The organism is Corallococcus sp. AB018 (genome assembly GCF_003986945.1).
In the GTDB taxonomy this organism is placed as follows: domain Bacteria; phylum Myxococcota; class Myxococcia; order Myxococcales; family Myxococcaceae; genus Corallococcus; species Corallococcus exiguus.
Genome location: NZ_RAWR01000105.1, coordinates 1 through 26753 on the forward strand (window position 1 = coordinate 1; position 26753 = coordinate 26753).

A 26753-nucleotide genomic window follows, 5' to 3' on the forward strand; every position below is an offset into this window, starting at 1 on the left:
GCCAGCACATCCTCGACCTCCGCGCTCTGGTGCTCTCGGACCGTTGGGACGCCGCCATGACTCTCATTCTCGCGCCACGGCGCGCTCGGGTGCGGCGCGCCGCGTGATCAGGATGGGAGCCACACCCCCCTTGGTCACGAGCAGGCCCCCAATCCTCATTTGGATGGAGCCGCCCTGTAAACCATGGTGGCGGATGAATACGCTGTTGAGCAGGCTGTATGTGAAATCCTGCTCGGTGATGCGTTCTGGCTGATCGATCAAGAGGGCACGTGCTTGCCGGGCCTCTTCATCCTTGCGCATTGCTTCGAGGATCTCCGGAAGAGAGTTGGCATACGCCCGAAGTTTCACAGGGTCACCCGGGCTCGCCCGCTTCTTGCGCAGCTCGAAGAGTCCCGCCTCATACATTCGGATGAGCAGGATCGCACCTGCAGGGGTCACCCGGTTGCGCTCGCGGCTTTTGAAGCACTCCTCCAGGTCCGAGGGTGTGATGATCAAACCCGGGCTGGGTTCCCGTCGTCGGGGATCCGGTGGTTTGGGGAGAGGAGTTCCATCCTCTCGGACATAGGACTGCGCCCATGGTTCGTTCCGTCTATAGGCGTTGTAGTGCTCGTTGGAGAAGTCGTTGTCGAAATCGTCAAGGGTCTGCTTTGCCAGGCGCGGCTTTACATCCGGCAGCAGCGCGAGCGCCTCCAATAGGAGCATGAGCCGCTCATCAAGGATTCTGGGTGAAGGCGATGTTGGAGGGGGTGGTGACATTTGGGCGCCCAAAGATCCAGAGGAAGGCATGGCACGAAGTCGATCTCTCGTTCCTACGCCTTGGGTATGCCATGGAGGTCTGACACGCGGATTAGGAGTGCAGAGCGTGGGCTGGCACTTTCGTGTGATCAAGGCACTGACCGTCCGCCTATTTCCGGAAAACGCTCGTAGGCCCACAGAAGTGCTGCCAGGTGCGCGCGGTTTCCCAGGTCGAGCGGAGCATCCGTGAGCCGGACCACCCACCCGCCAGTAGCCGTGCGCCGGGCACGTGACAGCAACTCGGCGTCACGCGAAGGGTCCGGGAACCCGATGGCCATCGCGGCTGAGGCAGACCAGTAGTTCAGCCAACCCAGGTGGCGTGGAATCTCTGGAGCGGAAATCGCTTCTGGGAGCTTGAGGGCGGGCAGGCCGAGAGGTGGCCTTTCAGGTCCATGTCGCTTCGGGCCTGTCTGATCCGCGATGACCTGCATCACGGATGACGGCGCCAGGAGCCCCCAATATGCTCGGACACCCTCCGCGACGTGCTCCAGCACATCCGCTGCCGCCGCGATGCTGGCGGCGTCCTGAGGCAGCTTCGCATGGACCTGGAGTTGAGGTTGTCTGCCCGGACTCGAACTGGCGGATCTGCGCAGTCCGGAAATCGTCACCGGGTAGTCCTCGTCTCCGTTGCAGATGAGCGGAAACTCTCCTCGTGCCGCTGAGGCCGCGAGCCACGCGTCTCGCTGAGATAGCGCGACGGGCTTTCCTTCCTTGGATATCTCCCACGCCAGACGCATGCCGGGCATTGCCCGTTCCATGCCTTCAACGACAGCGAGCGTACGGCCGTCGTCCATCGTTAGAGCCGGCGCATGGACATTCAGGATGAGGCGGTCGCGCGTCGTCATCGTCCGCACCCCGTGACGACGATATCCAACTCGTCGGCAATCTCCTTCAGCGCGGCTTTATGCGCCTCGCTGCTCACGCCCACCACGAAGGCGTAGCCACATGCCCCCGCGATGTCTCGCTCCTCCAGCAGCTCGGCCACCTGGTCCCTGACCACCTGCGCTTGAAGGAAGTCGCTGTACGTGTCGAACTGGTCGGTCTTGATTTCCCACAGCACGCGCACACCGAATTGCAACGCATCGAAGTGCTTGCCGTTCACGAGCACGGCATGGCCGGGGTAGCGATTCGGTGGAATCCTGTCGGCACACCGGTTGTGCGCGTCGTCTCCTCCCCGGTGCTTGACCGGAATGGGCTCGCACCTGGGATGGCGCGTCCGGTCCAAGGCGTCGGGAGGTATCGGGGGCTGCCAGTCCTTCCCGACAGGGTCGGGTTCAAGCTTGGGCTTCCGTTTCGCCACGGTCTCCCGGGGAACGGCCTGCGTTCCTCGCATGGCCCCAGCTTCCTCGGGATAGAGCTGGCGGAACTCGTACGCGTCCAGTCCCTCTTTGATGGCGACCCCCACCACGACAACCCCTGTGATGATGACTGCGCCCATGACGATTTCAGGAGCGACAAGGACACAAACTCCAAGGCCCAGGGTTGCAGCTCCAGCGGAGGCGACCGTGCAACGTCCCGTCGGATCGTGAAACCGGATCCGGTGATGGTCCAGCGCTCCGAAGCAGCGCTCCACCACCACGGACCAAGGCGAAGAAGCCTCCTGGACGACGCATCGTCCCTCATCACTCCAGGGCAGTTTTGACGCCCTATGGAGGTTGGCGACTCTCAAGGAAGAGGTCGTGCGGGCCTTCAGGGGCGTTGAGGGAGCGCACGCCGAGGCTAGGAGCAAAAGCAGGATGCAGGCAGGGAGGCGCATGGCCACGCCCGTTCAACCGGCCAACCACTCGTGGGTCAACAGCGAAGGACCTGGATCGGGCCCGCCCTACGCCGGACCCAGGGTCCTTCAGCCAAACCCTCTTCCTTGCCCCCTGCCCCCTTTTCCTACATGATCGCCAAGTCCACCCGGCGCAGGGCTGTTCGGTCGGCGCAGGTGATCCTTGATTGACTTGTCCAAGAATTAGGGTTACGGACGCCCCCTTTCCACTGTACGGGTCGCGCCGGAAGTTCCCAGGTGCCGCCTTCAGCTCTCAGGAGTCGTTGTGTCCAAGCGCACGTACCAGCCGTCGAAGATCCGGCGCAACCGCGCCCACGGGTTCCGTAAGCGGAATGCCACCAAGGGCGGCCGGGATGTCCTCAAGCGCCGCCGCGCCAAGGGCCGTAAGCGCCTGGTGGTGTCGTCGTTCAAGAAGTAACTGGACGCACGGACGATGGCCGAGGGAGCGGCGCCGCGGGTGCCTCAGGCAACCGACGAGCGCTTCCCCAAGGCCTTTCGCCTGCTCCAGCGGCGTGAGTTTCTTGAAGTCCAGGAGGGCGGTCAGAAGCTTCCGTCCGACTGCCTCCTGGCCCTCGTTCAACGCAATTCCCGGGCGCACTCCCGCGTAGGCCTCACCGTTTCCAGCAAGGTGGGCAACGCGGTGGTGCGCGCACGCCTGCGCAGAGTGCTCCGCGAGCTGTTCCGCAAGCACCGCGGGCAATGGCCCCCCGGTCTCGACGTAGTCCTGGTCGTTCGCTCCTCGGCGAAGGAAGCCTCCTTCGCGCAAGTTTCCCGTGCGTTCGACGGTGTCACCCGTAAGCTGCAACGGCTCTTTCCGGCACCGCGCGTGCCTCCTAAAGAGCCCGCCCCATGAGTCCACTCGCCTTCGTCATCGCCCTGCCCATCCGCTTCTACCGGCGGTTCCTGGGGCCGCTGCTGCCGAAGGCGTGTCGGTTCCATCCCTCGTGCTCCACCTACGCCATGCAGGCGCTGGAGAAGCACGGCGGGTTCAAGGGCAGCGCCCTCACCGTCTGGCGCCTGCTGCGCTGCCAGCCATTCCACCCCGGTGGATTCGATCCCGTCCCCTGACGGTTTGCTTCCGCCCGCCCTCCGGCGCCGTGCCGCCGGGGCATAGGGAACTCCATGACGAACGACCCGCTGTCGCCCCAGTCCAACGATTCACAGAAGCGGCTGCTCCTGGCGCTCGCCCTCTCCTTCGCCGCCACCGCCGCCTACACCTTCTTCTTCGCCCCCAAGGGTCCGCCCCCGGGCGCGGAGGGGACGGACGCGGGCGTTGAAGTCGCCGCCACGCTGGACGCCGGCACCCCGGGCATGGCCGCCGTGCCGCCGCCGGGTGCGGCAGGCGAGGACGCGGGCACCCACGCGGAGGTCCCGCCGCCCCCCGCGCGCACCGCGGAGTTCGCCCGCCCGGAGGTGAAGTACACCTTCTCCTCGGAGGGCGCCGGCCTCACCTCCGCCGTGCTCCAGGGCACGAAGATGCGCGAGCAGCAGTCGCTCACCGTCAAGGAGGGCTTCGAGAAGCTCTTCGGCAAGGACATCCCCCCGCCGCCGCAGATGAACGTGGCGCACCCGGTCCCCGGCCAGCCCCTGCCGCTCGCGGTGACGATTGAGGGCGCTGCTCCGCTGGCGGCGAACACCCGCTACGCCGTGCAGGAGGGCCCCACCGACAACGGCGGCAGCGTGGTGTTCACCGGCCGCCAGGGTCCGTGGGAGGTGACGAAGACGGTGCTGTGGCCGCGCGAGGGCTTCGAGTTCACCTACACCCTCCAGGTGCGCAACACCTCCGCCCAGGCGCAGTCGGGCGAGCTCAAGGTGCACTACGGCCGCGCCATCGATCCGGAGTTCGAGCACGCGCCGTCCTTCTTCGGCGGCGTGGGCAACCTGAGCCGCTCCACGTGCTGGGTGGAGGACAAGCTCCACAACCTGTCCCCGGGCGACAAGCCGCCGGAGGAGACGAAGGGTCCCATCTCCTTCTTCGGCATCAACCAGCAGTACTTCCTGTCCGCGCTCTACCCGCTGGACGGCGCGCTCAACGGCCACTGCACGCTGACCGCCACTCCCACCGCGCGCGAAGTGTCGGCGGGCTTCCCGCTCAACGTGGCCCCCGGCCAGGTGGCCACGTTCCGCTTCGGCGGCTACGCGGGCCCCAAGGATCCGGACCTGCTGCGCCTGGTGCCCGGCGCGGAGCTGCGCTCGGTGGCCGGCCTGTCCACCACGACCTTCCATCCCATGATGGAGGACACGGTCGACTTCGGCATCTGGGCGGTGGTCTGCAAGATCCTCCTGGCCGTCATGAAGTTCTTCCACGGCATCGTGGGGAACTGGGGCGTCGCCATCATCCTGCTCACCGTGGTGGTGAAGCTGGTGCTGCTGCCGCTCACCTACCGCTCCATGGTCAGCATGGAGGCGGTGAAGGTGCTCCAGCCGAAGATGGAGGAGATCCGCAAGAAGTTCGCGGACGACAAAGAGCGCCAGAACATGGAGATCATGAAGCTGTACCAGGAGGCGAAGGTGAACCCCCTGGGCGGCTGTCTGCCGCTGCTCATCCAGATGCCGGTGTGGATCGCCCTGTTCACGTCGCTGCGCAACAGCTTCGAAATCTACGGCGAGCCCTTCTTCGGCCCCATCTGGCGTGACCTCACCTACAAGGACCCAACGTACATCCTGCCGCTGGCGCTGGGCGTGTCGATGATCATCACGCAGAAGATGCAGCCGCAGATGATGGACGCGGCGCAGGCGCGGATGATGACCTGGGTGATGCCCATCATCTTCACCTTCACGCTGCTCCAGTACCCGGCCGGCCTGTCGCTCTACATCTTCACGAACAACGTGCTCTCCATCGGCCAGCAGTGGGGCCTGCGCAAGTGGCTGGACCGCAACAAGAAGAACCAGACGGGCGGCGGGACGCCGGCGGTCGTCACCGCCGGGGGAGGCAAACGCAAGTGAGCGGGGCACAGGTGGTGGCGGGCGGCGGGGACTTCCGCCCCCGGGTGGAGAAGCTGCTCACGGACATCCTCGGACTGATGGGGTTCCCTGCGCGGCTGGACCTGCAGGACGCCACCGACGGAAGCCTGTCCGTGGCGCTCCACTTCGAGTCCGGCGCGCCTCCGGGCGTGGAGCCGGGCAAGCGCAGCCAGGTGCTGGATTCGCTTCAGTTCCTGCTCAACAAGATGCTCCACCGCCCCGGCGTGGAGCGCCGCTGGGTGATGCTGGGCGCGGGCGCCCACCCGGAGCCCCGGCCGCGCCGTGACGCGGCGGCGGCGCAGCAGCCGGCAGCCGCTGCCGCTCCGGTCACGTCCGTGGCGCAGGCGGCTGCCGCCACTCCCGCGCAGCAGCCGGCCCGGGCCGCGGCGCCTGCTCCGGCCGCGCAGCCGCAGCAGCGCAACGCCCGGGGTGGTCAGCCGGCGCAGCAGGCCGCGAAGCAGGTACAGGCCCCCGCGAAGAGCGCGGAGGCGGACGAGCGCACGCTGCAGGTCGAAGAGGATCCGGTGTTCCGGGAGGCCGTCCGCAAGCTCGCGGAGAAGTCCGCCAGCCTGGGGCGCTTCTATGCGTTCGCCGCGATGAAGACTGAGGACCGCGCGCGCGTCCTGAAGGCAGTAGAAGGAGTGGGTGGAGTGAAGGTGGCGGCGGAAGGCGAAGGCCGCAACCGACGCGTGGTGTTCACCCCGGCGAAGCCCGCCCCGATGCCCAAGCGGAGCCTGCTGCCGGACGACGACGAGGACGACGTCGACGCCTGAGCAGGTGTGCCCGCTTCGGGGCCGCTGGCGGGCGCGAGAGGAGCGAATGGGTAAGTCGAAGGGTTTGAAGGACAAGCTGTACGGCGCGGCGGTGCTGAAGATGAGCTTCCGCCTGCGAGGGGACGAGGAGTCCCCGGCGTTCCGCTTCGTCTACCCGGGCGTGCTGCGCGACCTGGCGGTCGACGACGCCGAGGTGGAGAAGTACATCGAGGAGCACCGCGACGTCGTGGAGCGCGCCGCTCGCGGCTCCACTCCGCCGCAGGGCGTCCGGTAGGGACTCGAGGGTGGGAGTCATGCGTGCGCCCGTCCGCCGGTGCTCCCCTGCCCTCCATGACGTCTGACTCCTCCACCATCGTCGCGCTCGCCACCGCACCCGTCGCGGGGGCCGTGGGCATCCTCCGCGTGTCCGGACCGGCCGCGCTGGAAGTGGGGCGGAGGCTGGCGCCCGGTGTCCCCGCGTCTCCCACTCCGCGCCATGCGTACCTGGCGTCGTTCGTGGACGCGGCGGGCGCGGTGCTGGATGAGGGACTGTTCCTCTACTTCCAGGCGCCCCGGTCCTTCACCGGCGAGGACGTGGTGGAGCTCCAGGCGCATGGCAGTCCTCGCCTCTTGCGGCTGCTGCTCGCGCGGGCGCTGGAAGATGAGCGCGTGCGTCCGGCGCTTCCCGGTGAATTCACCCGGCGCGCGTTCCTGAATGGCCGCATCGACCTGACCCGCGCGGAGGCGGTCGCGGACCTGGTGGCCGCGGATTCGGAGGCGGCAGTGCGCGCCGCGGCGGCCGGTCTGTCCGGTGCGTTGGCCGGGCGGATCCGCGCGCTGGAGACGCCGCTGCGCGAGCTGCACGCGGACCTGGAAGGCGTCCTCAACTTCCCTGAAGAGGCGGAGGGCGCGGACGCGGAAGCTGGCCCTCGCGTCACCGCGTTGCGCTCCGCCGCGGAGGCGCTGCGCGCGGAGGTGGGCCGTGGACGGCTGGTGCGCCAGGGCGCTCGCGTGGCGCTGTACGGCCCGGTGAACGCGGGCAAGTCCACGCTGTTCAACCGGCTGGTGGGCGAGGCCCGCGCGTTGGTGGACGACGAGCCCGGCACCACCCGCGACGCGCTGGAGGCTCGCGTCGAATGGGACGGCCTGGGCGTCACCCTCTACGACACCGCTGGCCTGCGCGAGGCGCCCGGACGCGTGGAGGCCCTGGGCATCGCGCGCACGCGGGAGCTGCTCGCGGCCGTGGACCTGGCCGTGCTCGTGTTGCCTCCGGGGACTTCGCGGGACGAGGCCTCGTCGTGGACGCGCGAGGCTGGCGCCACGCCCGTGCTCTCCGTCACCGGCAAGTGCGACGTGATGCCGGGGGCTCGGGAGGAACACGGCTCCGCCGCCCTCCCCTCCCCTGCCCCGCCGCGCGTCAGCGGCCTCACGGGCGAAGGCGTGGAGGCGCTCCGGACCTCCGTGCTCACACGGCTGTGGGGCGGTGGCACTCCCTCCGCGGTGGCGCTCGTCTCAGAGCGTCACGCGGACGCCCTGCGTCGCACCGCCGAGGCGCTGGGCCGCGCCGAAGCGGCGTCACGCGTGTCCACCCTGGAGGTCCTCTCCGGCGAGGTGGGGCTCGCGCTGGAGGCCCTGGGCGAGGTGTCCGGAACCAGCGTTTCCGAAGCGCTTCTGGACACCCTTTTCCAGCGCTTCTGCATCGGGAAGTAGCGCCTTCGCGGGCGGCGGTCCGCATGTCAGACCCCTCCCTAGAATGCCTCGCGTTCACCGGCGCTCCCCGAGGCTTCATGACGGCACTTCAGCACCTTCAACCCACCTCCCACTCCCTGCTCTCGGCGCTTCCGTCGGGCTGGGTCGGGGAAATCCTCGATGGCGAGCTGGTGGCCTCGCCCCGCCTCTCCGTGGCGCCCGCTCGCGCGGCCTTCATGATGGGCGTGGAGCTGGGAGAGCGGCTGGATACGCGCCGTGGCGGCAATGGCCGCTGGTGTCTCCTGCGCGCGCCGGAGCTGCACCTGGGCGAGGACATCCTCGTGCCCGACCTGGCCGCGTGGCGCCGTGAGCGCGTGGCCGCCCCGCCGGAGCCCGGCGCCGCCTTCTTCACCCTGGTGCCGGATTGGGTCTGCGAGGTCCTCACCCCCGCCACCACCGCGCTGGACCGGGCCCGCAAGCTGCCCCTGTATGCGCGGGCCGGCGTGTCCTACGTCTGGCTGGTGGACCCCGTCGCGCGCACGCTGGAGGTCTACCAGCGCCTCAAGCGCGGCTGGCTCCTCACCGCGAGCCACGAGGACGACGCCCTGGTGCGCGCCGAGCCCTTTACTTCCGTCCCCCTGGAGCTCGGCTCGCTGTGGCTCCCCGACGCGCCGGAGGAGATGCCCCGGCTCGTCGCGGTGCCCTGAAGCCGCGGCTTCAGCTCGCGTGCTTGAGGCGCGCTTCGTCGGAGGCGCGCGACAGCCGCCGCACGGAGCGCAGCAGCAGATCCGGATCCACCGGCGCCGCCACGAAGCCTCGCGCATGCACGGCCTGCGCGCGGGGCAGGTCCCGCTCCGGCGCCTTGCCCGCCACCAGCACCTGCGCTCGCAGCCGCTGCGCCAGCACCTCCATCGCGGGCAGCGGCGCCACCACCACCTGCGCCTCGGTCGCGGCGCACACGTCCCCCGTGCTCGCCACCTTCACCGTGAAGCCCGCCCCGCTCAACACCTGCACCAGGCCCGCCGCCGCGTCCGCGCCCCAGCCGTACACGAGCACCTGCTCGCGCTCCGTCACGCGCGGCTTCGGCACCGGTGCCCAGGGGAGCTCCAGCGGCGCCAGCATGGGCAGGTTCGCGCTGTCCGCCTGCCGCACGGGTTCGCGGACGGGCTCCGGCGCCAGCATGTCCGTCAGCTCCGCCAGGGACTGGCCCACCACCAGGGGCATGGACTCCTCCCACTCCGGCAGGGTGAAGCTCTCCATCCCGGGACGGCGCCGCGGCGTCGCCGGCTCACCCCGGTACAGCCGCCCGATGGCCCGACCCAGCGCCGCGTCCGTGGCCAGCCGGGGCACCACCCTCGCCTTGCCGGACACGCTCTTCACCACGTCCAGCGTGGCCAGGCTCGCCGGCGCGGCCAGGGCCACCACCAGCACCTCCCGGAGCCCCTGCCCTTCCAGCCGCAGCGGCACCACGCGGTGGGCCTCCGCCACCTTGCACGGAATCAGCCTCGCGAGCGACGCGTCCAGCGGGCAGGCGTCCAGGTCCACCGACTCCACGCCGGACTGGGCCGCCAGCGCGGACAGCACCGCCTCCGCCGTGCAGAAGCGCTGGTCCACCACCACCTGCCCCAACGCCACGCCCCACTTGCGCTGGTACGCCAGCGCCGACTGCAACTGCAATGCATCCACCACACCCCGCGCGAGCAGGATGTCCCCCAGGCGCTTCTTCATCTCGTTCTCCTCCGGCCCCCCTCCGTGCTCCGGCCGGGACGACCTGCCCACCACTCCTGCCCCTGTATGTCAGGAGGGTGTAAAATTACAGTTAAACCGTAGGAGGCGAGTTGCAGCCAGGTGCTGGTTGCCTGCTCGGACCCAGAAGGTGCCGTTCGGCCACGCCTTCCCGCGGTTTCTCCGTCCTTCAACGAACCCCGCCTCAATCCTTGAGGGGGGGACGACAAAGCGGACGTTCATTGGCAGACCCGAGGGTGGCCGGATGTCGCAGACGTTCCTAGCCTGTACGCATGGCTGACGCGTGCCTGAGAGAATTCGTGCGGATGCTCCGCGCGCGCCGTGCCGCTCCCGGGGGACTCGCGGGGGTGGACGCGCGGATGGCGGGGCTGCACCTGGAGCCCTCCAGCCTCAAGCCCTACCTGCACTTCCTACCGGGCCGCTACACGCGCAACCTCGTCCACCGCGACGAGGGCATGGAGATCATCGTCAACTGCTGGTCGCCGGGCGTGGCCTCGCCCATCCATGACCATGACGGTCAGGAGTGCTGGTTCAGCATCCAGCGCGGCGAGTTCCTCCTGGAGAACTACCCGCTGCTGGAGGGCGGAACGCAGCCCGGCCTGGCGCGGCTGGGGGCGCCGGTGCGAGTGGGGCCGGTGGGCGCCGGGCACGTGGACTTCCGCGACCCGGGCGCCCCCATCCACCGCGTGAGCATCGCCGGCAACGCGCCGGGCATCACGCTGCACGTCTACGCCGGCCCGGTGGCCAGCTGTCTCGTGTTCGATCCGCGGCGCCACCGCTGCGCGTCGCACGCCCTGCGCTACCACAGCATCTTCGGGCGGCCGGTGCGGCCCAACGAAGGCCGCGTCCCGGTCCCCCTGCACGTCTGAGCTACCAGCGCACCTCCGGAAGCGGCGCGTACAGCATGCGCCCCTCCGCGCCCTGCCCGGTGAGGCCCAGCTTCGCGCCCACGCGGTACACGGCCCGCACCTGCTCCAGCACCTGGGACGACATGGCGGCGTGGCCGGTGGCCTCGTCATCGCTGTTGTCCGCTTCGTGCTTGCCCAGGAGCTCCGACAGCACCTGGCCCGTGGGCCGGGGGCGCGGGAAGACGACGATGCGGACCGGGGCGTCCTTCTCCAGCTTCGCGGCCTCGCGGGCCAGCTCCAGCGCCTTCGGGTAGCCGCCGAGCGCGTCCACCAGCCCGCGCTCCAGCGCGTCCTCGCCCGTCCACACGCGCCCCTTCGCGACCGCCTGGAGCTTCTCCAGCGGCATGTTCCGCGCCTGGGCGGCGCGGCTGGTGAAGTCCAGGTAGATGGTGTCCAGCTCGGACTCCAGCTGCGCGCGCTGCTCGGGGGTGAACTCCTGGTCGGAGCTGGAGAAGGTGGCGTTCTTGCCGAAGGCGATGGTGTCGAAGTTCACGCCCAGCTTCGCCCACAGCTCCGACGTGACGAACTTGCCGTTGTACACGCCGATGCTCCCCGTCAGCGTGCCCGGCTGGGCGACGATTTTATCCCCGGCCATGGCCACGAAGTAGCCGCCGCTGGCCGCGTACGTCCCCATGGAGACGATGACGGGCTTGCCCGCCTCGCGCGCGCGCTGCACCTCCCGGCGGATGGTGTCGCTGGCGGAGTAGCTGCCGCCCGGGCTGTCCACGCGGAAGAGGATGGCCTTCACGGATGGGTCCTCCACCGCCTTGCGGAAGGCCGCCGCCACCGTGTCGCCGCCCATCACCTGGCCGCCGGAGAGCGGGTTGGACTGGCTCTTGCCGCGCAGCACCTCACCCACGCCGTAGATGAGCGCGATGGTGGTGCCCGTCTGGTGCGGCCGGCCCGCGCGCTCCAGGTACTTGTCCACGTAGAGGAACTCCGCGCCGTCTCCGGCCTGCTTCTTCAGCTCGTCGTGGATCTCGTCGCGGTAGCGCAGCCCGTCCACCAGCTTCGCGTCCACGGCCGCCTGGCCCATGAAGGGCGCGCGGTCGATGAGCGCGCGCACCTCGTCCTCGGTCAGCTTGCGGCCCTCGGCCACGCCCTTCACCACCTGCTGGAAGAGGCCGCCGCCGAAGGCCTCGGTGGCTTCGCGCTGGTGGGGGCCGTAGGACTCGTCGGTGAAGGTGTTGACGGCGTTCTTGAACTCGGCGCGCTTGCCGAACTCCGGCTTCACGCCGAGCTTCGCGAAGGCGTCGCGCGCGAAGGGCGTCTCCATCACCAGGCCGGTGAGCCCCACGTCGCCGGAGGGCTGGATGTAGACGGCGTCGAAGGCGCTCGCGAGGTAGTAGGCGCCCGTGCCGTTGCCCGCCTCACCGAAGCCGTCCGCGTAGGCCACCGCCCGCTTGCCCGACGCGCGGAAGGCCTTCACCGCGTCCCGCAGCTCCTGCACCTGCGCCGAGCTGCCCGGCTGCCCGATTCGCACCACCAGCGACTTCACCCGGGGGTCCGTGGCGCCCTTCTCCAGGCCCTCCACCACGTCCCGGAGTGACGTGGGTTCCTCGCCGAAGGCGCCCGCCAGGGACGTGTCCAGCGTGTACTCCGGCAGCGGCTGCTGCAGGTCCAGCTCCAGCACCAGGTTGGACGGCACGCCTGGCTTGCTCGATGCCGCGAGCATCAACAGCCCCACCACACCCACCACGAAGAGGATGGACAGCGCTCCAATGAAGGCCAGCGCGCCAATGAAGAAGCGTTTCATCCGGAAGGACTCCTGGTGCCCAAGTACCCGAGGGGCGTTCCCCCATCTGGCGGCCTACCATCAACGCGCGCGTCCGACGACGCTTGCGTGCGATGCATTGATGGACGGCGGACGGGGAGCCAGGGCCCGCCCCTCCTGGTGGCCCGGGGGCGGGCCAGCATCCGGCCCCGGGCGAGGGCCGCCGCGGTGCACACCGTCCCTCTTGGAGCCAGGGGAACCAGGGGGCATCCGGCCCCGGGAGGCATGGGATGCAGAAGCGACGGTTGGGCAATTCCGACATGGACCTCACGGCGCTGGGGTTCGGCGCGTGGGCCATTGGAGGGGGCGGCTGGGCGTTCGCCTGGGGCACGCAGGACGACGCGCAGTCCATTGAAGCCATCCAGCGCGCGCTGGATTCAGGCATCAACTGGATTGATACGGCGGCGGTGTATGGGCTGGGGCACTCCGAGGACGTGGTGGCCCGGGCGCTGAAGGGCCGGGACAAGCGCCCGTATGTCTTCACCAAGTGCGGGATGGTCTGGGATGACGAGGGCAAGGTCAGCCGCAGGTTGAAGGCGGACTCGGTGCGCAAGGAGTGTGAGGCGTCGCTGCGCCGGCTGAAGGTGGATGCCATTGATTTGTATCAGGTGCACTGGCCGGTGGACGCCGAGGCGGAGCTTGAAGAGGGATGGACGGCGCTTGTGGAGCTGCAACGGCAGGGCAAGGTGCGCTGGTTGGGCGTGTCCAACTTCAATGTCTCGCAGCTGGAGCGGGTGCGGCGCATTGCTCCGGTCACGTCGTTGCAGCCGCGGTACTCGCTCATCCATCAGGACATCGAGGACGAACTGCTGCCCTACTGCCAGAAACAGGGCATCGGGGTGATTGTGTATTCACCCATGGCGTCCGGCCTGCTGACAGGGGCGATGACACGCGAGCGCATCCTGGCGATGCCAGATGACGACTGGCGCCGCGGCAGCGCGGACTTCCAGGAGCCGAAGTTGTCGCATCACCTGTCGCTGGTGGAGCGCATGCGTGAAGTGGGCGCGAGGCATGGGCGTTCTCCAGCGGAGGTGGCCCTTGCCTGGACGTTGCGGGATCCGGCCGTCACCGCCGCCATCGTGGGGGCGCGCAGCGCGAAGCAGGTGGAGGGTTTCATCCACGCGGGGGACTTCCGGCTGACGTCCGAGGAGGTCCGCGAGGTGGAGGAGGTCCTGGGGGCCGGCTCCGCGATGGCGCCTGGCGGCATCTACGCCTGAGTGAGGAGGCGCATGGAGGGCTCAGTTCTCCCCTGGGCCGTCCATGCGCACTTCCAGGACGTCGATGCGCTTGCGGTCCGTGGTCTGGGCATCCGCGAGGTGATTCAGCATCCGACCCATTTGACCGAACATCTTCGTCTGGGTGCGTTTGACGCCATCTACCTCCCTCGCCAGCTCAGAGACGTGCGTGGTGAGCTCCCCCATGTTGTCGCGGAACCCATCCACCTCCTGCGAGAAGGCGCGGACCTGATCCGCGAAGATCCGGGTCTTCCTGTAGACGACCCGGCACTTCATGCGGAGCACCCGCAGCGCCTTCTGGGTTCGCGCGTACTGCACCTCCGACTCCTCCTGCATCTCGCGGAACTCCTGCAGCATCTGCAGCATCAGGTCCCCGCCCATCGCCTTCGCCATTCCGTACCCTCCCTGGTGACGCGCGAGTCTCCTACCAACCCATCCTGACATCGGATCCGCGCCAGGATACATGACGACCTGTGAGGTTGGAAGCGCGGGACAGGACCTGGGACGGTCCACGGGTGTCCCTGGGTGGACGCCTGCCGGGTGGGCCTGGGTTTCTCGGGATGGGAGGACCCGGTGGAGCGGTTAGAAGTCCCGTGCCTACTCCTTCGCACCCTGAGGACCGCATGACGCGTCGTACACCGCTCGCCCTGCTGGCTGTCCTGCTCGTGGCGGCCCCGCCCGTGTGGGCCCGGGCCCCGGCTCCCCTTCCGAAACCCGCTGCCTCCTCGACCGCGCGCGCCCAGACGAAGCCGGCCGCCCTGACCCCCGTCGCGAGCGTGGAGGGCATCACCGAATACCGCCTGCCCAATGGCCTTCGCGTCCTGCTCTTCCCGGACCCCACCAAGGCCACCGTCACCGTCAACGTCACCTACCTGGTGGGCAGCAAGCACGAGGGCTACGGCGAGACGGGCATGGCGCACCTGCTCGAACACCTGATGTTCAAGGGCACGCCCACCACCCCCAACGTGCCCCAGGCCCTCACCGAACGCGGCGCGCGCCCCAACGGCACCACCTGGTTGGATCGCACCAACTACTACGAGACCCTGCCCGCGTCGGACGACAACCTGTCCTGGGCGCTCGCCTTCGAAGCGGACCGCATGGTCCACAGCTTCATCGCGCGAAAGGACCTGGACAGCGAGATGACCGTGGTCCGCAACGAGTTCGAGTCCGGCGAGAACGACCCGCGCGGCATCCTCTTCAAGCGCACCATGAGCGCCGCGTACCGCTGGCACAACTACGGCAAGGCCACCATCGGCGCGAAGGCGGACCTGGAGCACGTGCCCATCGACCGGCTCCAGGCCTTCTACCGGCGCTACTACCGCCCCGACAACGCGACGCTCGTCATCGCCGGACTCTTCCAGCCGGAGAAGGCCCTGGCGCTCGTGCAGTCCACCTTCGGCAAGCTGCAGAAGCCCGCGGAGCCCGTGCCCGTCACGTACACCGAGGAGCCCACCCAGGACGGTGAGCGCGAAGTGACGCTGCGCCGCGTGGGCGACAACCAGCTCATCTCCAGCGTCTACCACGTGCCCGAGGGCGCCCACCCCGACTTCGCCGCCATCGACGTGCTCACCCAGGTGCTGGGCGACGTGCCGTCCGGCCGCCTCTACAAGGCGCTCGTGGAGACGAAGAAGGCCTCTCGCGCGGGTGCGTTCAACTTCCAGCTGCGCGACCCGGGCGTCATCGGCTTCCGCGCCGAGGCCCGCCAGGATCAGCCCCTGCCCCCCGTGCGTGAAGCGCTGATCAAGACCGTGGAGGAGGCCTCCCGCACGCCCTTCACCGACGAAGAGGTGAACCGCGCGAAGACGGCCCTCGCGAAGCAGACGGAGCTGCTCCTCAACAACTCCGAGCGCGCCGCCATCCTCCTGTCCGAGTGGGCCGCAGTGGGCGACTGGCGCCTGCTCTTCCTGCACCGCGACCGCATCGAGGCCGTCACTCCCGCGGATGTCACCCGCGTGGCCGCCGCGTACCTCAAGAGCTCCAACCGCACGATGGGCACCTTCGTGCCCACGCCGAAGCCGGACCGCTCGGAGCTGCCGCCCGCGGTGGACGTGGCGAAGATGGTGGACGGCTACCAGGGCAAGGCCGCTGTCGCCCAGGGCGAGGCCTTCGACCCCTCCCCCGCCAACATCGAGTCTCGCGTGCAGCGCGGCGAGCTGGCCAACGGCGTGAAGTACGCGCTGCTGCCCAAGAAGACGCGCGGTGAGATGGTCAACCTGGCGCTGGACCTGCGCTGGGGCACCGCGGAGACCTTGAACGGCAAGCTGCCCGCCGCCACCTACGCGGGCGGCATGTTGATGCGCGGCACCACGAAGCACACCCGCCAGCAGCTCTACGACGCGCTCGACAAGCTCAAGGCCCGCGTGGGCGTGGACGGCGGCGCGATGGGCGCCAGCGTCTCCATCGAGTGCCCTCGCGCGAGCCTCCCGGAGGTCCTCAAGCTGGTGGCCGAGGTGCTGCGCGAGCCCGCGTTCGACGCGAAGGAGTTCGCGCTCCTCAAGCAGGAGCGGCTGGCCTCGCTGGAGTCGCAGCGCAGCGAGCCTCAGCCCCAGGCCAGCATCGCGTTCTGGCGCCTGCTCAGCTCCCAGTACCCCAAGGGCCACCCGTACTACGTGCCCACCCTGGACGAACGCCTGGCCGACGCGAAGGCCGTCACGCTGGAGCAGGCGCGCGACTTCCATCGCAAGTTCTACGGCGCCTCGCGCGGGGAGCTCGCGGTGGTGGGGGACTTCGACGCGAAGGAGCTCACCTCGCTCGTGGGCCCCCTGCTCGACGGCTGGAAGAGCCCGGCGCCCTACGCGCGCGTGCCCCGCACGTTCCAGGACGTGGCTCCGAAGTCCGTCGTGCTGGAGACGCCGGACAAGGCCAACGCGTACTTCCTCGCGGGACAGCTGCTCCAGATTCGCGACGACCACGCGGACTGGCCCGGCATGATGATGGGCAACTTCATGCTGGGCGGTGGCTTCCTCAACTCGCGGCTGGCCACGCGCGTGCGTCAGCAGGACGGCCTGTCCTATGGCGTGGGCAGCAGCCTGTCCGCCCAGGAGCTGGACACCGTGGGCTGGTTCCTCACCTACGCCATCTACGCGCCGCAGAACGCCCAGAAGCTGGAGGCCGCCATGCGCGAGGAGGTCACCCGCGCCGTGCAGAAGGGCTTCACGCAGCAGGAGCTGGACAAGGCGCGCGCGGGCCTCCTGGAGTACCGGCAGTCCGCTCGGGCGCAGGATGGGAACTTGGCGCAGCAGCTGGCCGAAGGCCTGTACCTGGGGCGCACGCTGAAGTTCGACGCGGAGCTGGAGGCGAAGCTCCAGAAGCTGACCGCCGAGGACGTGCGCAAGGCCCTGTCCAACCACCTGGACTTCAGCAAGGCCACCCTCGTGCGTGCGGGTGACTTCGCGAACGTCTCCAAGCAGCAGGCTCCGCAGGCTCCGGCGCCGGCCAACTAAAGTCCGCGTCCATGCCCGTGCAACTGGTGGAAGGCGACCTGCTGGACCAGCCGGTGGACGCCATCGTCAACGCGTGGAACCGGAACATCATCCCCTGGTGGCTGCTCCTGCCCCAGGGGGTGTCCGGGGCCATCAAGCGCCGGGGTGGCACGGCGCCGTTCCGCGAGGTCGCGCGCGTGGGGCCCATGCCGTTGGGCTCGGCGGTGGTGACCGGGCCGGGGCGCCTGCCCTTCAAGGGCATCATCCACGTCGCGGGCATCAACATGCTCTGGCGTGCGTCCGCGCGGTCCATCCAGGACTCGGTGCGAAACGCGCTGGAGCGGGCCGGGGAGCACGGCTTCCGCTCCGTGGCGTTCCCCATCATCGGCGCGGGCTCCGGGAGCTTCAACGAGGACCGCGCGCTGGAGCTGATGCGCGAGGCGTTGGGGGATGCCCCCTCTTTCGACGTGCGCGTGGTGCGCTTCCGCCGTTAGACGGAGCGCACCTCTTCACACGCGAAGCGAGGGTGACATGATCGACCTGTACACGTGGGGCACGCCGAACGGTTTCAAGGTCTCCGTGGCGCTGGAGGAACTGGCGCTGCCGTACACCGTGCATGCGCTGGACATCTCCACCGGGGTGCAGAAGCAGCCCGCGTTCCTGGCCATCAACCCCAATGGCCGCATCCCTGCCATCGTGGACCGCGCGGAGGGCGACTTCGCCGTCTTCGAGTCCGGCGCCATCCTCATCTACCTGGCGGAGAAGACGGGCCGGCTGATGCCCACGGATGCGAAGGGCCGCTCGCGAGTCATCCAGTGGCTGATGTTCCAGATGGGCGGCGTGGGCCCCATGCAGGGGCAGGCCAACGTCTTCTTCCGCTACTTCCCGGAGAAGATTCAGCCCGCCATCGACCGGTACCAGAACGAGACGCGCCGCTTGTACACGGTGCTGGAGAGCCGGCTGAAGGACCACGAGTACCTGGCTGGCGACTACAGCATCGCGGACATCGCGAACTGGGCGTGGGTGCGCTCGCACGAGTGGGCGGGCGTGTCCCTGGACGGGCTGCCGGGCGTGCAGCGGTGGCTGGCCGCCATCGAGAACCGGCCCGCGTCGCAGCGTGGACTGGACGTGCCCACGCCTCGCAAGCAGGAGGACGCTCGGACCGCCGCGCAGCGCATCGAGGGTGCTCGCGGGCTCATCCAGCGCTGAGGCGCCCTCCCCTCCCCTGCCCTGTCGCATGGCTCCGAACATCCGGACATCCGAGCCCGGCGTGCGCATGATGGGGCCGTTCATGGCTCCCGAGTCGGGAGCCCAGGGAGCGGATGACATGGGAGTGGTGCGGAGCCTGGGGCGGTGGGCCGGACTGTGTCTGGCGTTGGGATTGTGGGGCGCGTGCACGCCGAGCGGTAGTGGCACCGTGCGCGCGTCGCGGGACAACGTGGCGCCGGATGGCTGCGCGCCGGCCACGTGCTCGCAGGCGATGGTGGCCTGTGGCCGGACGCCGGATGGGTGCGGCGGGTTCATCGACTGCGGCGACTGTCAGGCCGGTACGTGCACCCACGGCCGCTGCGTGGCCCCGCCCGTGCCCGCCGATCCGAAGAAGGACCCTACGGGCCCCATCAGCACCTGCACCCCCGGGTGCAAACCCAACGAGTCCTGCGTGGACGACCGCTGCGTCTGCCAGCGCGCGACGTGCGCCACGCTGGGACTGAAGTGCGGCACCGCGGATGACGGCTGCGGCGGCATGTTGCAGTGCGGCGCGTGCGTGCCGGCGTGCCGGCCGGACGAGATGGAGTGCTGCGGCGCGTGCATCCCCAAGTCGGACGGGCGCTGCCCGGAGAACGTGCACTGCCCCAGCCGGTCGAACCCCCCGGCCACCCGCTGACGCCGAGCGGTTCCGGGCCCTGGTGAAGGGCCTGGAACCGGCAATGTCAGACCCCCCCGCTATACCCTTCCCCGTCGCGCACACGGGAGGTCCGCCGGCCTCGCTGGTTCGAGTCCGAAATTCCCATGCGCCCTCACCGCACGGGTAGGTCTGGCTCCCGTGTGTGCGACGCCATGTGAAGGCACGAGGTCCGGGGGACTCGTGCGGGAAAGGTCCCATGGATGCCATCGCCGTCGAAGGGCCAGAGACGCCACCGGTGTGTCAGGCGCGTCCTTGACGGATCCACGATGACTGGTGCGCGCGAGGCGGGCGGCGTTGTTACCCCTCCCACTGCCCGCCTCGCGTGCTCCCAAACTTGTGGGTCAGGGGGTGTAGAGCTCCGCGCTGGCGAAGTCGGAGCCAGATTCATACCCGCCCGCCACGAGCACCTCGCCGGAAGGGAGCAGCACCGCCGCGTGGGAATCCCGTGTGCTCGCTGTCAGGCCTGCCAGGGTCCAGGTTCCACGCTCGGGGTCGTAGAGCTCCGCGCTTTTACGCGATTGGGAACTGCCGACGATCAGCACCTTGCCGGAGTACAGAAGGGTGGCGGTATGCCTTGAGTGGACCTGCATCATGCCGCCGGTCGTGACCCATCGGTCCCGCGTGGGTTCATAGAGGACGGCGCTGGAGGTGGCCGGACCCTCGTTCACCGCACCGCCAGCCAGGAGTACGCCTCCTGAAGGCAGCAGCGTCGCTGTGTGGAGACGCCGACCCTCAGGCATTGGGGCCACCGTCGTCCATGAACCGGTTTCCGGATCGTACACCTCCGCGGATTTCAGGTCCGTGTAGGAGCTGCCTCTGCCTCCTGTCACCAGGACCTTGCCGGAAGGTAGCAACGTGGCGGTATGGCTTCCGCGCGCCTCGCTCATGCTCCTTGTCAGAACCCAGACGCTCCTCCCCGGGTCATAGAGTTCAGCGGTGGCGAGGTACCGACTGCCGTCAAATCCGCCTGTCACCAACACCTTGCCCGAGGGCAGGAGCGTCGCGGTGTGCTCGGTGCGGCTCGAGACCATGTTTCCCGTGGAGGTCCACGCTCCCGTCGTAGGGGCATACAACTCCGAAGCAACGAGAGGCGTTCCTTTCTCATCCGAGCCTCCGGTGATCAGGACCTTGTCTGAAGCGAGAAGCGTCGCGGTGTGGCTGTCGCGCTTCGTGAGCATGCCTTCGGGATAGGTCCAGGCATTCGCGACCGGGTCGTAGAGGGCCGAGACATCCGCCGCGCCGCCGTAGCGGCCTCCTGCCAGGAGCACGCTCCCCGAGGAGAGCAATGTCAGCGTTCCATTGATCCGGGGCGAAGTCGCGAGCTGGGTGGCCATCCAGGTTGAGATACCCGGGTTGTGCATCTCCGAGGTGGCCATCTCGTTGAAGGGAATTTTACTGACGCCTCCTGTGACCAACACCAGCCCACTCGACAGCAGCGTGGCCGTATGCCCGAAACGTCCCATGGCGAGGTTGCTGCTGGGAGTCCAGGCATTGGAGGCCGGATCGTACAGCTCGGCATCGTAGAGAAAGGAGGAGTTGTTGCCACTGCCACCCGACAGCAAAACCTTGCCTGAGGGCAACAGCGTGGCCGTATGGAAATTGCGGCCCGTGGTCATGCTTCCGGTGGAGGTCCAGGTGGCCGCGGATGGGTCGTATACCTCCGCCGACGCAAGTGACGAGCCAATGGATCCGGTGAAACCTCCGGCTATCAGGACGAGGCCCGAAGGCAGCAGGGTGGCTGTGTGGTCCCGGCGCGGATCGGACATGAGTCCCGCGGAGGTCCAACGCTCCGTCTCCGGGTCATAGACTTCGGCACTGGCGAGCACGGTTCCACCGGCATCCGCGTGGCCACCCGTCACCAACACCTTGCCGGAGGGCAGAAGCGTGGCCGTATGCCCATGGCGAGGCGAGACCATGCTCCCGGTGGCAGCCCAGGTTTTTGTCTCAGGGTCGTACAGCACCGACGTTCCGATTGGACCCCCATTGCCGGAGCCGCCCGTGACGAGGACCTTGCCCGAAGTCAGCAGCGTGGCGGTATGTCCATACCGAGCCGTGGCCATGCTCCCCGTGTTCGACTGGGAATAGCTGCTGGAACGATCCCACAGGTGGAGCTCCGCGGAGGCGAGGGGCTGGTTATTGCTGGCAAGGCCACCGGTGATCAGGACATGGCCTGAAGGCAGCAGCGTGGCCGTGTGTTGTTCACGGGCCGTGGCCATGTTTCCGGTGCGTGTCCAGGTCCCTGTTGCCGGGACGTACACCTCGGTGGTCGCGGCTTGCCCTCCGTTGCCGGAACCGGTGAAGGCTCCCGCCACCAGCACTTCCCCCGAGGGTAGCAACGTGGCCGTGTGGCCCCTTCGGCCCGTGGTCATGGTTCCCGTCGAAGACCACCTCGGGCAGTTCGGAATGCCCACGACATGGAAAAGTGCAGTGAGCGTCTTGCCCTGTGGGTCCCTGGCCATGACCGAGAGAGAAGCCCAGGGTCCCACCCAAAGGCATGCAGGCGCCGTCCATCGAACCTGGCTGGAGTCGCGGGTGTTCTCGGGAGGGCCCAAGGTTCCTTCGGAGGAGATCCAGGTGAACTGGACCACCGCTCTTGCTGGGGCTTGGGTTTGAACGAAGAACGTCAGTGGTTCCCCGCCTTCACCGTGTGAAGTGGACTGGGGCGTCTGGACGAACTGGAACGTCACCGGTTCTTCCTCGTCCCCGGTGCCCGCATCGAAGCGCACGCCGGCATCCCGGATGCCGCAGCGTCCGGGGTTCCGCTGGCAGAAATCCTCCAACTCCTCATCGAAGTCAGTGCATGCGGGCAGGGCCATCAGCAGGACGCCCATGAAACACATCCACGTCCTGTTCACGGCCACCTCCCCGCGACGAACGCCGAAGTCCCATCCGTGCCCAACGCCAGACTCCCCTCCCCTGCCCCGGAAGGCTTCGCTGTCAGATACAGGCCCAGGGACACGCCCAGCCCCACCACGCCTGCTCCCGCGAGGCCCAGTCCCACGGCTTGATAGGTCCGTCCCCGCGAGGCGCTGTTCTTCGCGTCCTCCAACGTGGCGAGGTTCGCGACATCGCTCCGGAGCGCGGTGCGCTCCAGCCGGGACAGCGCATAGGACAGCCCGCCTCCTGCCAGCAGTGCACCTCCCGCTATCGCGGAGATCCAGGCGACGTCGCTTGAACCCGGACGGCTCGCGGCCACCTGGGGCGTGGGCATGACAGGCATTGCTTGGGGCACGACCGTGGCCGGTTCCGGTGGCGCGGGCGGAGGTTGAACCTCCACGACAGGTGCAGGCGGCGGAGGCTCCACAGGCTTCGCGGCAAGCCGCCGCTGTGCTTCCAACTCCCCCTTCACCTGCTGTCGCAATTCCTCGAACCGCTGCTCCACCTTGGGAGACACAGCCAAGGGAAGCTGCTCATCTGGTTGCAGCGACAGGGCCGCCTTGAACGCGGCATCGCTGTCTTCGGTCCGCCCCAAGTCCGCGAGGATGATGCCTTCCAGGAGCGAGATGCTCACGGTGTCCTCCGCACGTTTCGATAACCGGCGGGCGCAGCCGAGCTCCTCCAACGCATGCTCGTATTCGAGGTCGTCGTAGAAACGCCCCGCGGCCAGGAAGCAGGCCTTTCCCTGATCATTCTCTTGAGCAGTCGCCCCCAGTGGAGTGAGGACCAGACTGCTCAACACCACGCCCACGACACACTTCCTGCCCGCCTGTCTTTTCATGAAGCCTCAGGTGCCCGGCACCCCGTCAAAAAAGCGCGCGAATGTGTGCCGAGCCGGCATGGGCCGCATAGTTGGGTCAGACAGACACCGTGACAGGTACGGGTGACCCGGGAGTGCCGTGCAATACCTCGCACCCTCGGCAGTCCAGGCGGGTGAGGAACCAGCCGGGTGGACGGTGTCCCCATGCCCGGCTTGCCACGGACGCGCCGGGGCGTGATACCCCCGGGACGCGATGGAACTCCGATACGACATCGTCGTGGTGGGGCTGGGCCACGCGGGCTGCGAGGCGGCGCTCGCGTGTGCTCGCATGGGCCTGTCCACCCTGGGTGTGACGCTCAAGCGCGAGCGCGCCGCCGTGATGAGCTGCAATCCCGCCGTGGGTGGCACCGCCAAGGGTCACCTGGTGCGCGAGCTGGATGCGCTCGGTGGACAGATGGGCCGCGCGGCGGACCTCGCGGGCACTCACGTCAAGGTCCTCAATCCCTCCAAGGGCCCCGCCGTGCAGGCCACTCGCGTCCTCTGCGACCGCGACGCCTACGCCGCCGGCATGCAGGCCGTGCTCTTCACCCAGCCGAACCTCACCGTGCACGAGGGAGAAGTCGCGGCCGTCGTCGCGGAAGAGGGGAGGGTGAAGGGCGTGGTGCTGGGGGACGGCACGCACGTACTGGCCCGCGCGGTGCTCCTCACCACCGGCACCTTCCTCCGCGCGCTCATGCACGTGGGCGAGCAGAAGGAGGTCGGCGGCCGGCTGGGAGACGAAGCCGCGCGCGGCCTGTCGGAGTCACTGCACGCGCTCGGCTTCACGCTGGGCCGCTTCAAGACGGGCACTCCCGCGCGCCTGTCCCGCGACAGCATCGACTGGGACGCCGTCACTCCGCAGTCGGGAGACGTGGGCGTGCGGCCGTTCTCCTGGCGCACTCAGCTGGAGCAGGGCCTGCCGTTCCCGCGTCGGCCCTCGGTGATGTGCGGCCTCACCGCGACGACGGAGGCGACGCACCGGCTGCTGCGCGACAACCTGCACCGCTCGCCGCTGTTCCAGGGGGACATCGTGGGTCGAGGGCCCCGGTACTGCCCGTCGCTGGAGGACAAGGTGGTGCGCTTCGCCGCTCGCGAACGGCACCAGGTGTTCCTGGAACCGGAAGGGCCCACGTCGCCGCTCGTGTATCCGGCGGGCCTGTCCACCAGCATGCCCGCGGACGTGCAGCTGGAGTTCCTGCGCACCATCCCCGGCCTGTCCCGCGTGGAGGTGATCCGCTACGGCTACGCGGTGGAGTACGACTACGCGCCGCCCACGCAGCTGCACCCCACGCTGGAGACGAAGGCCGTCGCGGGCCTGTTCTTCGCGGGCCAGCTCAACGGCACCTCCGGCTACGAGGAGGCCGCCTTCCAGGGCCTGTGGGCCGGCATCCAGGCGGCGCTCCAGGTGAAGGGCGAACCGGCGCTCGTCGTGGGCCGTGACGAAGCGCACGGCGCGGTGCTCGTGGATGACCTGGTGACGAAGGGCGTGGACGAACCGTTCCGCATGTTCACCAGCCGCTCCGAACATCGGCTCAAGCTGCGCGAGGGCAACGCGGACCTGCGGCTCGCGCGTCACGGACATCGCGTGGGGCTGTTGCCGAAGGAGGCCCTGGAGCGCGCGGAGGCTCGGGCCCACGCGGTGACGGCGGAGGTCGCGCGGCTCAAGCGCACCGGTCTGGCCCTGCGCCTCAAGCGCCCGGAGGTGACGTACGCGCAGCTGGCGCAAGAGCGCGAGGACTTCCCGGTGCTCGCCCCCGAGGTCGCGGAGGAGGTGGAGGTGGAGGTGAAGTACGAGGGCTACATCGCCCAGGCCGCCCGGGCCGCGGCGCGCGAGGCGGAGGCGTCCGACCGTTGGCGCATTCCGGACACGTTCCGCTTCACGGACGTGCGCGGTCTGGGTACGGAGGCGGTGGAGAAGTTGTCCGCGCACCGGCCCGGGACGGTGGGGCAGGCTCGGCGGATTCCGGGCCTGACGCCCGCCGCGGTGTCCCTGCTCCTGGTCGCTCTCAAGCGGGGACAGGGGCCGTCAAGTGATCAGGAACAGGGCTGTGGATAACGTGTGGACATTTCTGGGGATTGATTTCTCCTGAGTGATTCCAAGGACTTGAAGGGCCCTTCGGGGTGGAGGTGTTGTGGATAACGCGCGGTTCTCAGATCAGCTGGCATCCGGATGCAGTGCGTTGGGCATCACCGTGGGACCGGACGTGGGCCCCAAGCTCCAGCGGCTGATGGCGGAGCTCCTGAAGTGGAATGCGAAGGTGAACCTCACGGCCATCACCGCGCCGGAGGAGGTGCTGGAGAAGCACTTCCTGGACTCGCTGGCGGTGCTGCCGGAGGTGAAGGGCGCGACGTCGCTGCTGGACCTGGGCGCGGGCGCGGGCTTCCCCGGGCTGCCGCTCAAGCTGGAGCTGCCGGAGATGGGCGTGACGCTGGTGGACACGGTGGGCAAGAAGATCGCGTTCATCAAGGCCGCCGCCGCCAGCCTGGGCCTCGTCGGCGTGCGCGGGCTGCACGCTCGAGCGGAAGGGAAGCCGGAGACGGAAGGGATTCCGCGCGCGCAGGTGCTCATCGCGCGAGCGTTCATGGACCTGCCGGACTGGCTGAACCTGGCGCCCGCGTACTTGGAGGAGGGCGGACGCGTGGTGGCGATGCTGGGCAAGCAGCAGACGGACGCGGAGCTCCAGGCGCGCGCGGCCGAGCGCAACCTGCGCGTGGTGTCCGCTCGGGCGTACCGGCTCCCGTTCTCCGGCGCCGAGCGTCAGGTCGCGGTGTTCGCGAAGCAGTAGGGGAGGGGAGGGCGCTCGGGCTCGGCTTCAGTGCGAGCCCAGGGCCGCCAGCTCCTGCTGGACCCCACGGAAGTGCTCCAGCACGTGCTCGAGCGCGTGCTCGGAGAGGAAATCCATGCCCTGCATGGAGCCCTCGGCCGCGATGGCGGCGCGCTCGAACATGGCAGCCTCGTAGCCCTTCACGGCCTGGCTCCAGTCGGAGTCCGCCGCGAGCGCGAGCCCCAGCTCCAGTCCGTCGAGCATCGCCATGTTCACGCCCTCGCCGCCAAAGGGCGGCATGACGTGGGCCGCGTCCCCGAGCAGCGTCACTCCCGGCCGGTGTGTCCAGCGGTGGCCCACCGGCAGCGCGACGATGGGGCGCGCGGCGATGCTGTCATTGCACGCGTCGATGAACGCGAGCAGGGACGGCGCCCACCCCGGGAGCAGCGCCTTGAGTTGTTCGCGGGCCCGGGCAGGGGAGGACGTATCCACGAGCCCCTGCTGGAGCTGTGCCTCGGACACCCGGAACATGAAGTAGGCGCGCACGTGGCCGTGGCTGCTGCGCTGAGCGATGAGGCCCTGGTTGCCCCCGACCACGGAGATCTTCCCGCGAGGGAGCAGCTTCGCGACCTCCGGATGCCGCGTGTCCACGTCGTCGATTTGCAGCTCGATGAAGAGCACGCCCGTGAAGGCCGGCGTCGCGGAGGACACGAGCGGGCGGACCTTCGACCACGCGCCATCCGCGCCCACCACCAGGTCGAACTCACCGAGCGAACCCGCCGGACCCACGACGCGGTAGCGCCCATCGGGGAGCGGTTCCACGGCGGACACCTTGCTTCCCCAGCGGATCCGCTCCGCGGACAGGCTTTCCAGCAGCAGGGAGCGCAGCTGCGTGCGGTCGATTTCCGGCCGGTCGCCGTCGCTCGCCTCGTTGTGCTGGAAGTGGAGCGTCCCCTGCGCGTCGTAGATGGCGTCACCCTGGTCGTCGTACCGGGCGACGGCCTTGAACTCCGCCTCCAATCCGGCCTCGCGAAGCGCGCGCAGCCCGGAGTCGGCGTGCAGGTCCAGCGAACCTCCCTGGGGACGGGCGAGCGGGTGCTCATCCAGCTCGAACACCGTGGCCGCGATGCCCCGTGTCGCCAGGATCCGCGCCAACGTCAGCCCACCCGGACCACCCCCGATGATTCCCACTGTCTTGGTCATGTGCATAGCTTGCTATGTAAAGTGAGATAGGCTCCTATGCAACCCAAAGGGACCGCCGGGGGTGGGCGCGCCGGATCCTCGTCA

At 68.9% G+C, this 26753-nt stretch carries 25 protein-coding genes; 16 read left to right on the forward strand and 9 right to left on the reverse strand.

Translation table 11 applies throughout. The features are described 5' to 3' along the window. Positions 1-63 precede the first annotated feature (63 nt). The 3 genes from D7Y11_RS22415 to D7Y11_RS22425 all read right to left on the reverse strand — a co-directional run bounded on the left by D7Y11_RS22415 (position 64) and on the right by D7Y11_RS22425 (position 2233). On the reverse strand, positions 64-702 hold the full coding sequence (locus D7Y11_RS22415; protein ID WP_126934728.1) for a hypothetical protein: 639 nt from the start codon (positions 700-702) through the stop codon (positions 64-66). A gap of 182 nt (positions 703-884) precedes the next feature. Then, positions 885-1640: a DUF5953 family protein gene (locus D7Y11_RS22420; RefSeq protein WP_120576159.1), complete on the reverse strand. Its 756-nt coding sequence runs from the start codon at positions 1638-1640 to the stop codon at positions 885-887. Continuing rightward, a complete protein-coding gene (locus D7Y11_RS22425; protein WP_306770452.1) occupies positions 1637-2233 on the reverse strand; it encodes a DUF6310 domain-containing protein in 597 nt (198 codons plus the stop codon). The genes D7Y11_RS22420 and D7Y11_RS22425 overlap by 4 nt, the downstream gene beginning before the upstream one ends. Positions 2234-2834: 601 nt before the next feature. Here D7Y11_RS22425 and rpmH point away from each other — a divergent pair. From rpmH to D7Y11_RS22465, 8 genes are all read left to right on the forward strand, one after another. Beyond that, entirely contained in the window at positions 2835-2987 is a 153-nt protein-coding gene (rpmH, locus tag D7Y11_RS22430; protein WP_120526629.1) for a 50S ribosomal protein L34, read from the forward strand. 15 nt (positions 2988-3002) lie between these two features. Further along, on the forward strand, positions 3003-3422 hold the full coding sequence (rnpA, locus tag D7Y11_RS22435) for a ribonuclease P protein component (protein ID WP_120576130.1): 420 nt from the start codon (positions 3003-3005) through the stop codon (positions 3420-3422). Further along, entirely contained in the window at positions 3419-3637 is a 219-nt protein-coding gene (gene yidD / locus D7Y11_RS22440) for a membrane protein insertion efficiency factor YidD (RefSeq protein WP_120576129.1), read from the forward strand. Before rnpA ends, yidD begins: the two co-directional genes overlap by 4 nt. Before the next feature lie 54 nt (positions 3638-3691). Further along, the gene (gene yidC / locus D7Y11_RS22445) at positions 3692-5515 is read left to right on the forward strand and encodes a membrane protein insertase YidC (protein ID WP_121753277.1); all 1824 of its coding nucleotides are present in this window, start codon (positions 3692-3694) and stop codon (positions 5513-5515) included. After that, a complete protein-coding gene (locus D7Y11_RS22450; RefSeq protein WP_120576127.1) occupies positions 5512-6306 on the forward strand; it encodes a hypothetical protein in 795 nt (264 codons plus the stop codon). Before yidC ends, D7Y11_RS22450 begins: the two co-directional genes overlap by 4 nt. Positions 6307-6352: 46 nt before the next feature. Next, a complete protein-coding gene (locus D7Y11_RS22455; RefSeq protein ID WP_120576126.1) occupies positions 6353-6580 on the forward strand; it encodes a hypothetical protein in 228 nt (75 codons plus the stop codon). 56 nt (positions 6581-6636) lie between these two features. Beyond that, entirely contained in the window at positions 6637-7995 is a 1359-nt protein-coding gene (gene mnmE, locus D7Y11_RS22460) for a tRNA uridine-5-carboxymethylaminomethyl(34) synthesis GTPase MnmE (protein WP_126934740.1), read from the forward strand. 77 nt (positions 7996-8072) lie between these two features. Continuing rightward, positions 8073-8681, forward strand: coding sequence for a Uma2 family endonuclease (locus D7Y11_RS22465; RefSeq protein ID WP_120576125.1), 609 nt, complete (start codon positions 8073-8075; stop codon positions 8679-8681). A gap of 10 nt (positions 8682-8691) precedes the next feature. On the opposite strand, the gene D7Y11_RS22470 is transcribed toward D7Y11_RS22465, so the two are convergent. Then, entirely contained in the window at positions 8692-9702 is a 1011-nt protein-coding gene (locus D7Y11_RS22470) for a general secretion pathway protein GspE (protein WP_120576124.1), read from the reverse strand. Between the two features lie 323 nt (positions 9703-10025). On the opposite strand from D7Y11_RS22470, the gene D7Y11_RS22475 reads away from it, so the two are divergent. Beyond that, entirely contained in the window at positions 10026-10589 is a 564-nt protein-coding gene (locus D7Y11_RS22475) for a cysteine dioxygenase family protein (protein WP_233607360.1), read from the forward strand. 1 nt (position 10590) lies between these two features. On the opposite strand, the gene sppA is transcribed toward D7Y11_RS22475, so the two are convergent. Then, positions 10591-12384: a signal peptide peptidase SppA gene (gene sppA / locus D7Y11_RS22480; protein ID WP_126934730.1), complete on the reverse strand. Its 1794-nt coding sequence runs from the start codon at positions 12382-12384 to the stop codon at positions 10591-10593. Positions 12385-12632: 248 nt separating this feature from the next. On the opposite strand from sppA, the gene D7Y11_RS22485 reads away from it, so the two are divergent. After that, complete coding sequence (locus tag D7Y11_RS22485) at positions 12633-13619, forward strand: aldo/keto reductase (RefSeq protein ID WP_126934731.1); 987 nt, start codon at positions 12633-12635, stop codon at positions 13617-13619. Positions 13620-13640: 21 nt separating this feature from the next. On the opposite strand, the gene D7Y11_RS22490 is transcribed toward D7Y11_RS22485, so the two are convergent. After that, complete coding sequence (locus D7Y11_RS22490) at positions 13641-14030, reverse strand: hypothetical protein (protein WP_120576120.1); 390 nt, start codon at positions 14028-14030, stop codon at positions 13641-13643. A 230-nt stretch (positions 14031-14260) separates the two neighbouring features. Between D7Y11_RS22490 and D7Y11_RS22495 the strand changes: the two genes are divergently transcribed. From D7Y11_RS22495 to D7Y11_RS22510, 4 genes are all read left to right on the forward strand, one after another. Next, entirely contained in the window at positions 14261-17080 is a 2820-nt protein-coding gene (locus D7Y11_RS22495) for a pitrilysin family protein (protein ID WP_199753764.1), read from the forward strand. A gap of 11 nt (positions 17081-17091) precedes the next feature. Then, complete coding sequence (locus D7Y11_RS22500; RefSeq protein ID WP_120579470.1) at positions 17092-17553, forward strand: macro domain-containing protein; 462 nt, start codon at positions 17092-17094, stop codon at positions 17551-17553. Between the two features lie 37 nt (positions 17554-17590). Continuing rightward, a complete protein-coding gene (locus D7Y11_RS22505) occupies positions 17591-18268 on the forward strand; it encodes a glutathione S-transferase family protein (protein WP_120579471.1) in 678 nt (225 codons plus the stop codon). Between the two features lie 82 nt (positions 18269-18350). Continuing rightward, positions 18351-18944 (forward strand): hypothetical protein, encoded by a 594-nt coding sequence (locus D7Y11_RS22510; protein WP_126934733.1) that lies wholly within the window; start codon positions 18351-18353, stop codon positions 18942-18944. Positions 18945-19306: 362 nt separating this feature from the next. On the opposite strand, the gene D7Y11_RS22515 is transcribed toward D7Y11_RS22510, so the two are convergent. Beyond that, positions 19307-21796, reverse strand: a complete 2490-nt coding sequence (locus D7Y11_RS22515) for a kelch repeat-containing protein (RefSeq protein WP_233607361.1) — start codon at positions 21794-21796, stop codon at positions 19307-19309. A gap of 20 nt (positions 21797-21816) precedes the next feature. Further along, positions 21817-22476 carry a hypothetical protein gene (locus D7Y11_RS22520; RefSeq protein WP_126934734.1) on the reverse strand — a complete coding sequence of 220 codons (660 nt, stop codon included), beginning with the start codon at positions 22474-22476 and terminating at the stop codon, positions 21817-21819. A 439-nt stretch (positions 22477-22915) separates the two neighbouring features. Between D7Y11_RS22520 and mnmG the strand changes: the two genes are divergently transcribed. Together mnmG and rsmG are read left to right on the forward strand one after the other, a co-directional pair. Next, on the forward strand, positions 22916-24757 hold the full coding sequence (gene mnmG / locus D7Y11_RS22525; protein ID WP_126934735.1) for a tRNA uridine-5-carboxymethylaminomethyl(34) synthesis enzyme MnmG: 1842 nt from the start codon (positions 22916-22918) through the stop codon (positions 24755-24757). Positions 24758-24833: 76 nt separating this feature from the next. Beyond that, positions 24834-25487 carry a 16S rRNA (guanine(527)-N(7))-methyltransferase RsmG gene (rsmG, locus tag D7Y11_RS22530; RefSeq protein ID WP_120579475.1) on the forward strand — a complete coding sequence of 218 codons (654 nt, stop codon included), beginning with the start codon at positions 24834-24836 and terminating at the stop codon, positions 25485-25487. A gap of 27 nt (positions 25488-25514) precedes the next feature. Here the strand turns inward: rsmG and D7Y11_RS22535 are convergent, their stop codons facing one another. Further along, positions 25515-26669, reverse strand: a complete 1155-nt coding sequence (locus D7Y11_RS22535; protein ID WP_233604988.1) for an NAD(P)/FAD-dependent oxidoreductase — start codon at positions 26667-26669, stop codon at positions 25515-25517. Positions 26670-26753 lie beyond the last annotated feature (84 nt).

What these genes read in the sequence shown, in the direction of transcription:
- D7Y11_RS22415 (WP_126934728.1), bottom strand. Translation starts at nt 702, where the DNA reads ATGCTCCTATTGGAGGCGCTCGCGCTGCTGCCGGATGTAAAGCCGCGC.
- D7Y11_RS22420 (WP_120576159.1), bottom strand. Translation starts at nt 1,640, where the DNA reads ATGACGACGCGCGACCGCCTCATCCTGAATGTCCATGCGCCGGCTCTA.
- D7Y11_RS22425 (WP_306770452.1), bottom strand. Translation starts at nt 2,233, where the DNA reads ATGGGCGCAGTCATCATCACAGGGGTTGTCGTGGTGGGGGTCGCCATC.
- rnpA (WP_120576130.1), top strand. Translation starts at nt 3,003, where the DNA reads ATGGCCGAGGGAGCGGCGCCGCGGGTGCCTCAGGCAACCGACGAGCGC.
- yidD (WP_120576129.1), top strand. Translation starts at nt 3,419, where the DNA reads ATGAGTCCACTCGCCTTCGTCATCGCCCTGCCCATCCGCTTCTACCGG.
- yidC (WP_121753277.1), top strand. Translation starts at nt 3,692, where the DNA reads ATGACGAACGACCCGCTGTCGCCCCAGTCCAACGATTCACAGAAGCGG.
- D7Y11_RS22455 (WP_120576126.1), top strand. Translation starts at nt 6,353, where the DNA reads ATGGGTAAGTCGAAGGGTTTGAAGGACAAGCTGTACGGCGCGGCGGTG.
- mnmE (WP_126934740.1), top strand. Translation starts at nt 6,637, where the DNA reads ATGACGTCTGACTCCTCCACCATCGTCGCGCTCGCCACCGCACCCGTC.
- D7Y11_RS22465 (WP_120576125.1), top strand. Translation starts at nt 8,073, where the DNA reads ATGACGGCACTTCAGCACCTTCAACCCACCTCCCACTCCCTGCTCTCG.
- D7Y11_RS22470 (WP_120576124.1), bottom strand. Translation starts at nt 9,702, where the DNA reads ATGAAGAAGCGCCTGGGGGACATCCTGCTCGCGCGGGGTGTGGTGGAT.
- D7Y11_RS22475 (WP_233607360.1), top strand. Translation starts at nt 10,026, where the DNA reads ATGCTCCGCGCGCGCCGTGCCGCTCCCGGGGGACTCGCGGGGGTGGAC.
- sppA (WP_126934730.1), bottom strand. Translation starts at nt 12,384, where the DNA reads ATGAAACGCTTCTTCATTGGCGCGCTGGCCTTCATTGGAGCGCTGTCC.
- D7Y11_RS22485 (WP_126934731.1), top strand. Translation starts at nt 12,633, where the DNA reads ATGCAGAAGCGACGGTTGGGCAATTCCGACATGGACCTCACGGCGCTG.
- D7Y11_RS22490 (WP_120576120.1), bottom strand. Translation starts at nt 14,030, where the DNA reads ATGGCGAAGGCGATGGGCGGGGACCTGATGCTGCAGATGCTGCAGGAG.
- D7Y11_RS22495 (WP_199753764.1), top strand. Translation starts at nt 14,261, where the DNA reads ATGACGCGTCGTACACCGCTCGCCCTGCTGGCTGTCCTGCTCGTGGCG.
- D7Y11_RS22500 (WP_120579470.1), top strand. Translation starts at nt 17,092, where the DNA reads ATGCCCGTGCAACTGGTGGAAGGCGACCTGCTGGACCAGCCGGTGGAC.
- D7Y11_RS22505 (WP_120579471.1), top strand. Translation starts at nt 17,591, where the DNA reads ATGATCGACCTGTACACGTGGGGCACGCCGAACGGTTTCAAGGTCTCC.
- D7Y11_RS22510 (WP_126934733.1), top strand. Translation starts at nt 18,351, where the DNA reads ATGGCTCCCGAGTCGGGAGCCCAGGGAGCGGATGACATGGGAGTGGTG.
- D7Y11_RS22515 (WP_233607361.1), bottom strand. Translation starts at nt 21,796, where the DNA reads ATGGGCGTCCTGCTGATGGCCCTGCCCGCATGCACTGACTTCGATGAG.
- mnmG (WP_126934735.1), top strand. Translation starts at nt 22,916, where the DNA reads ATGGAACTCCGATACGACATCGTCGTGGTGGGGCTGGGCCACGCGGGC.
- D7Y11_RS22535 (WP_233604988.1), bottom strand. Translation starts at nt 26,669, where the DNA reads ATGACCAAGACAGTGGGAATCATCGGGGGTGGTCCGGGTGGGCTGACG.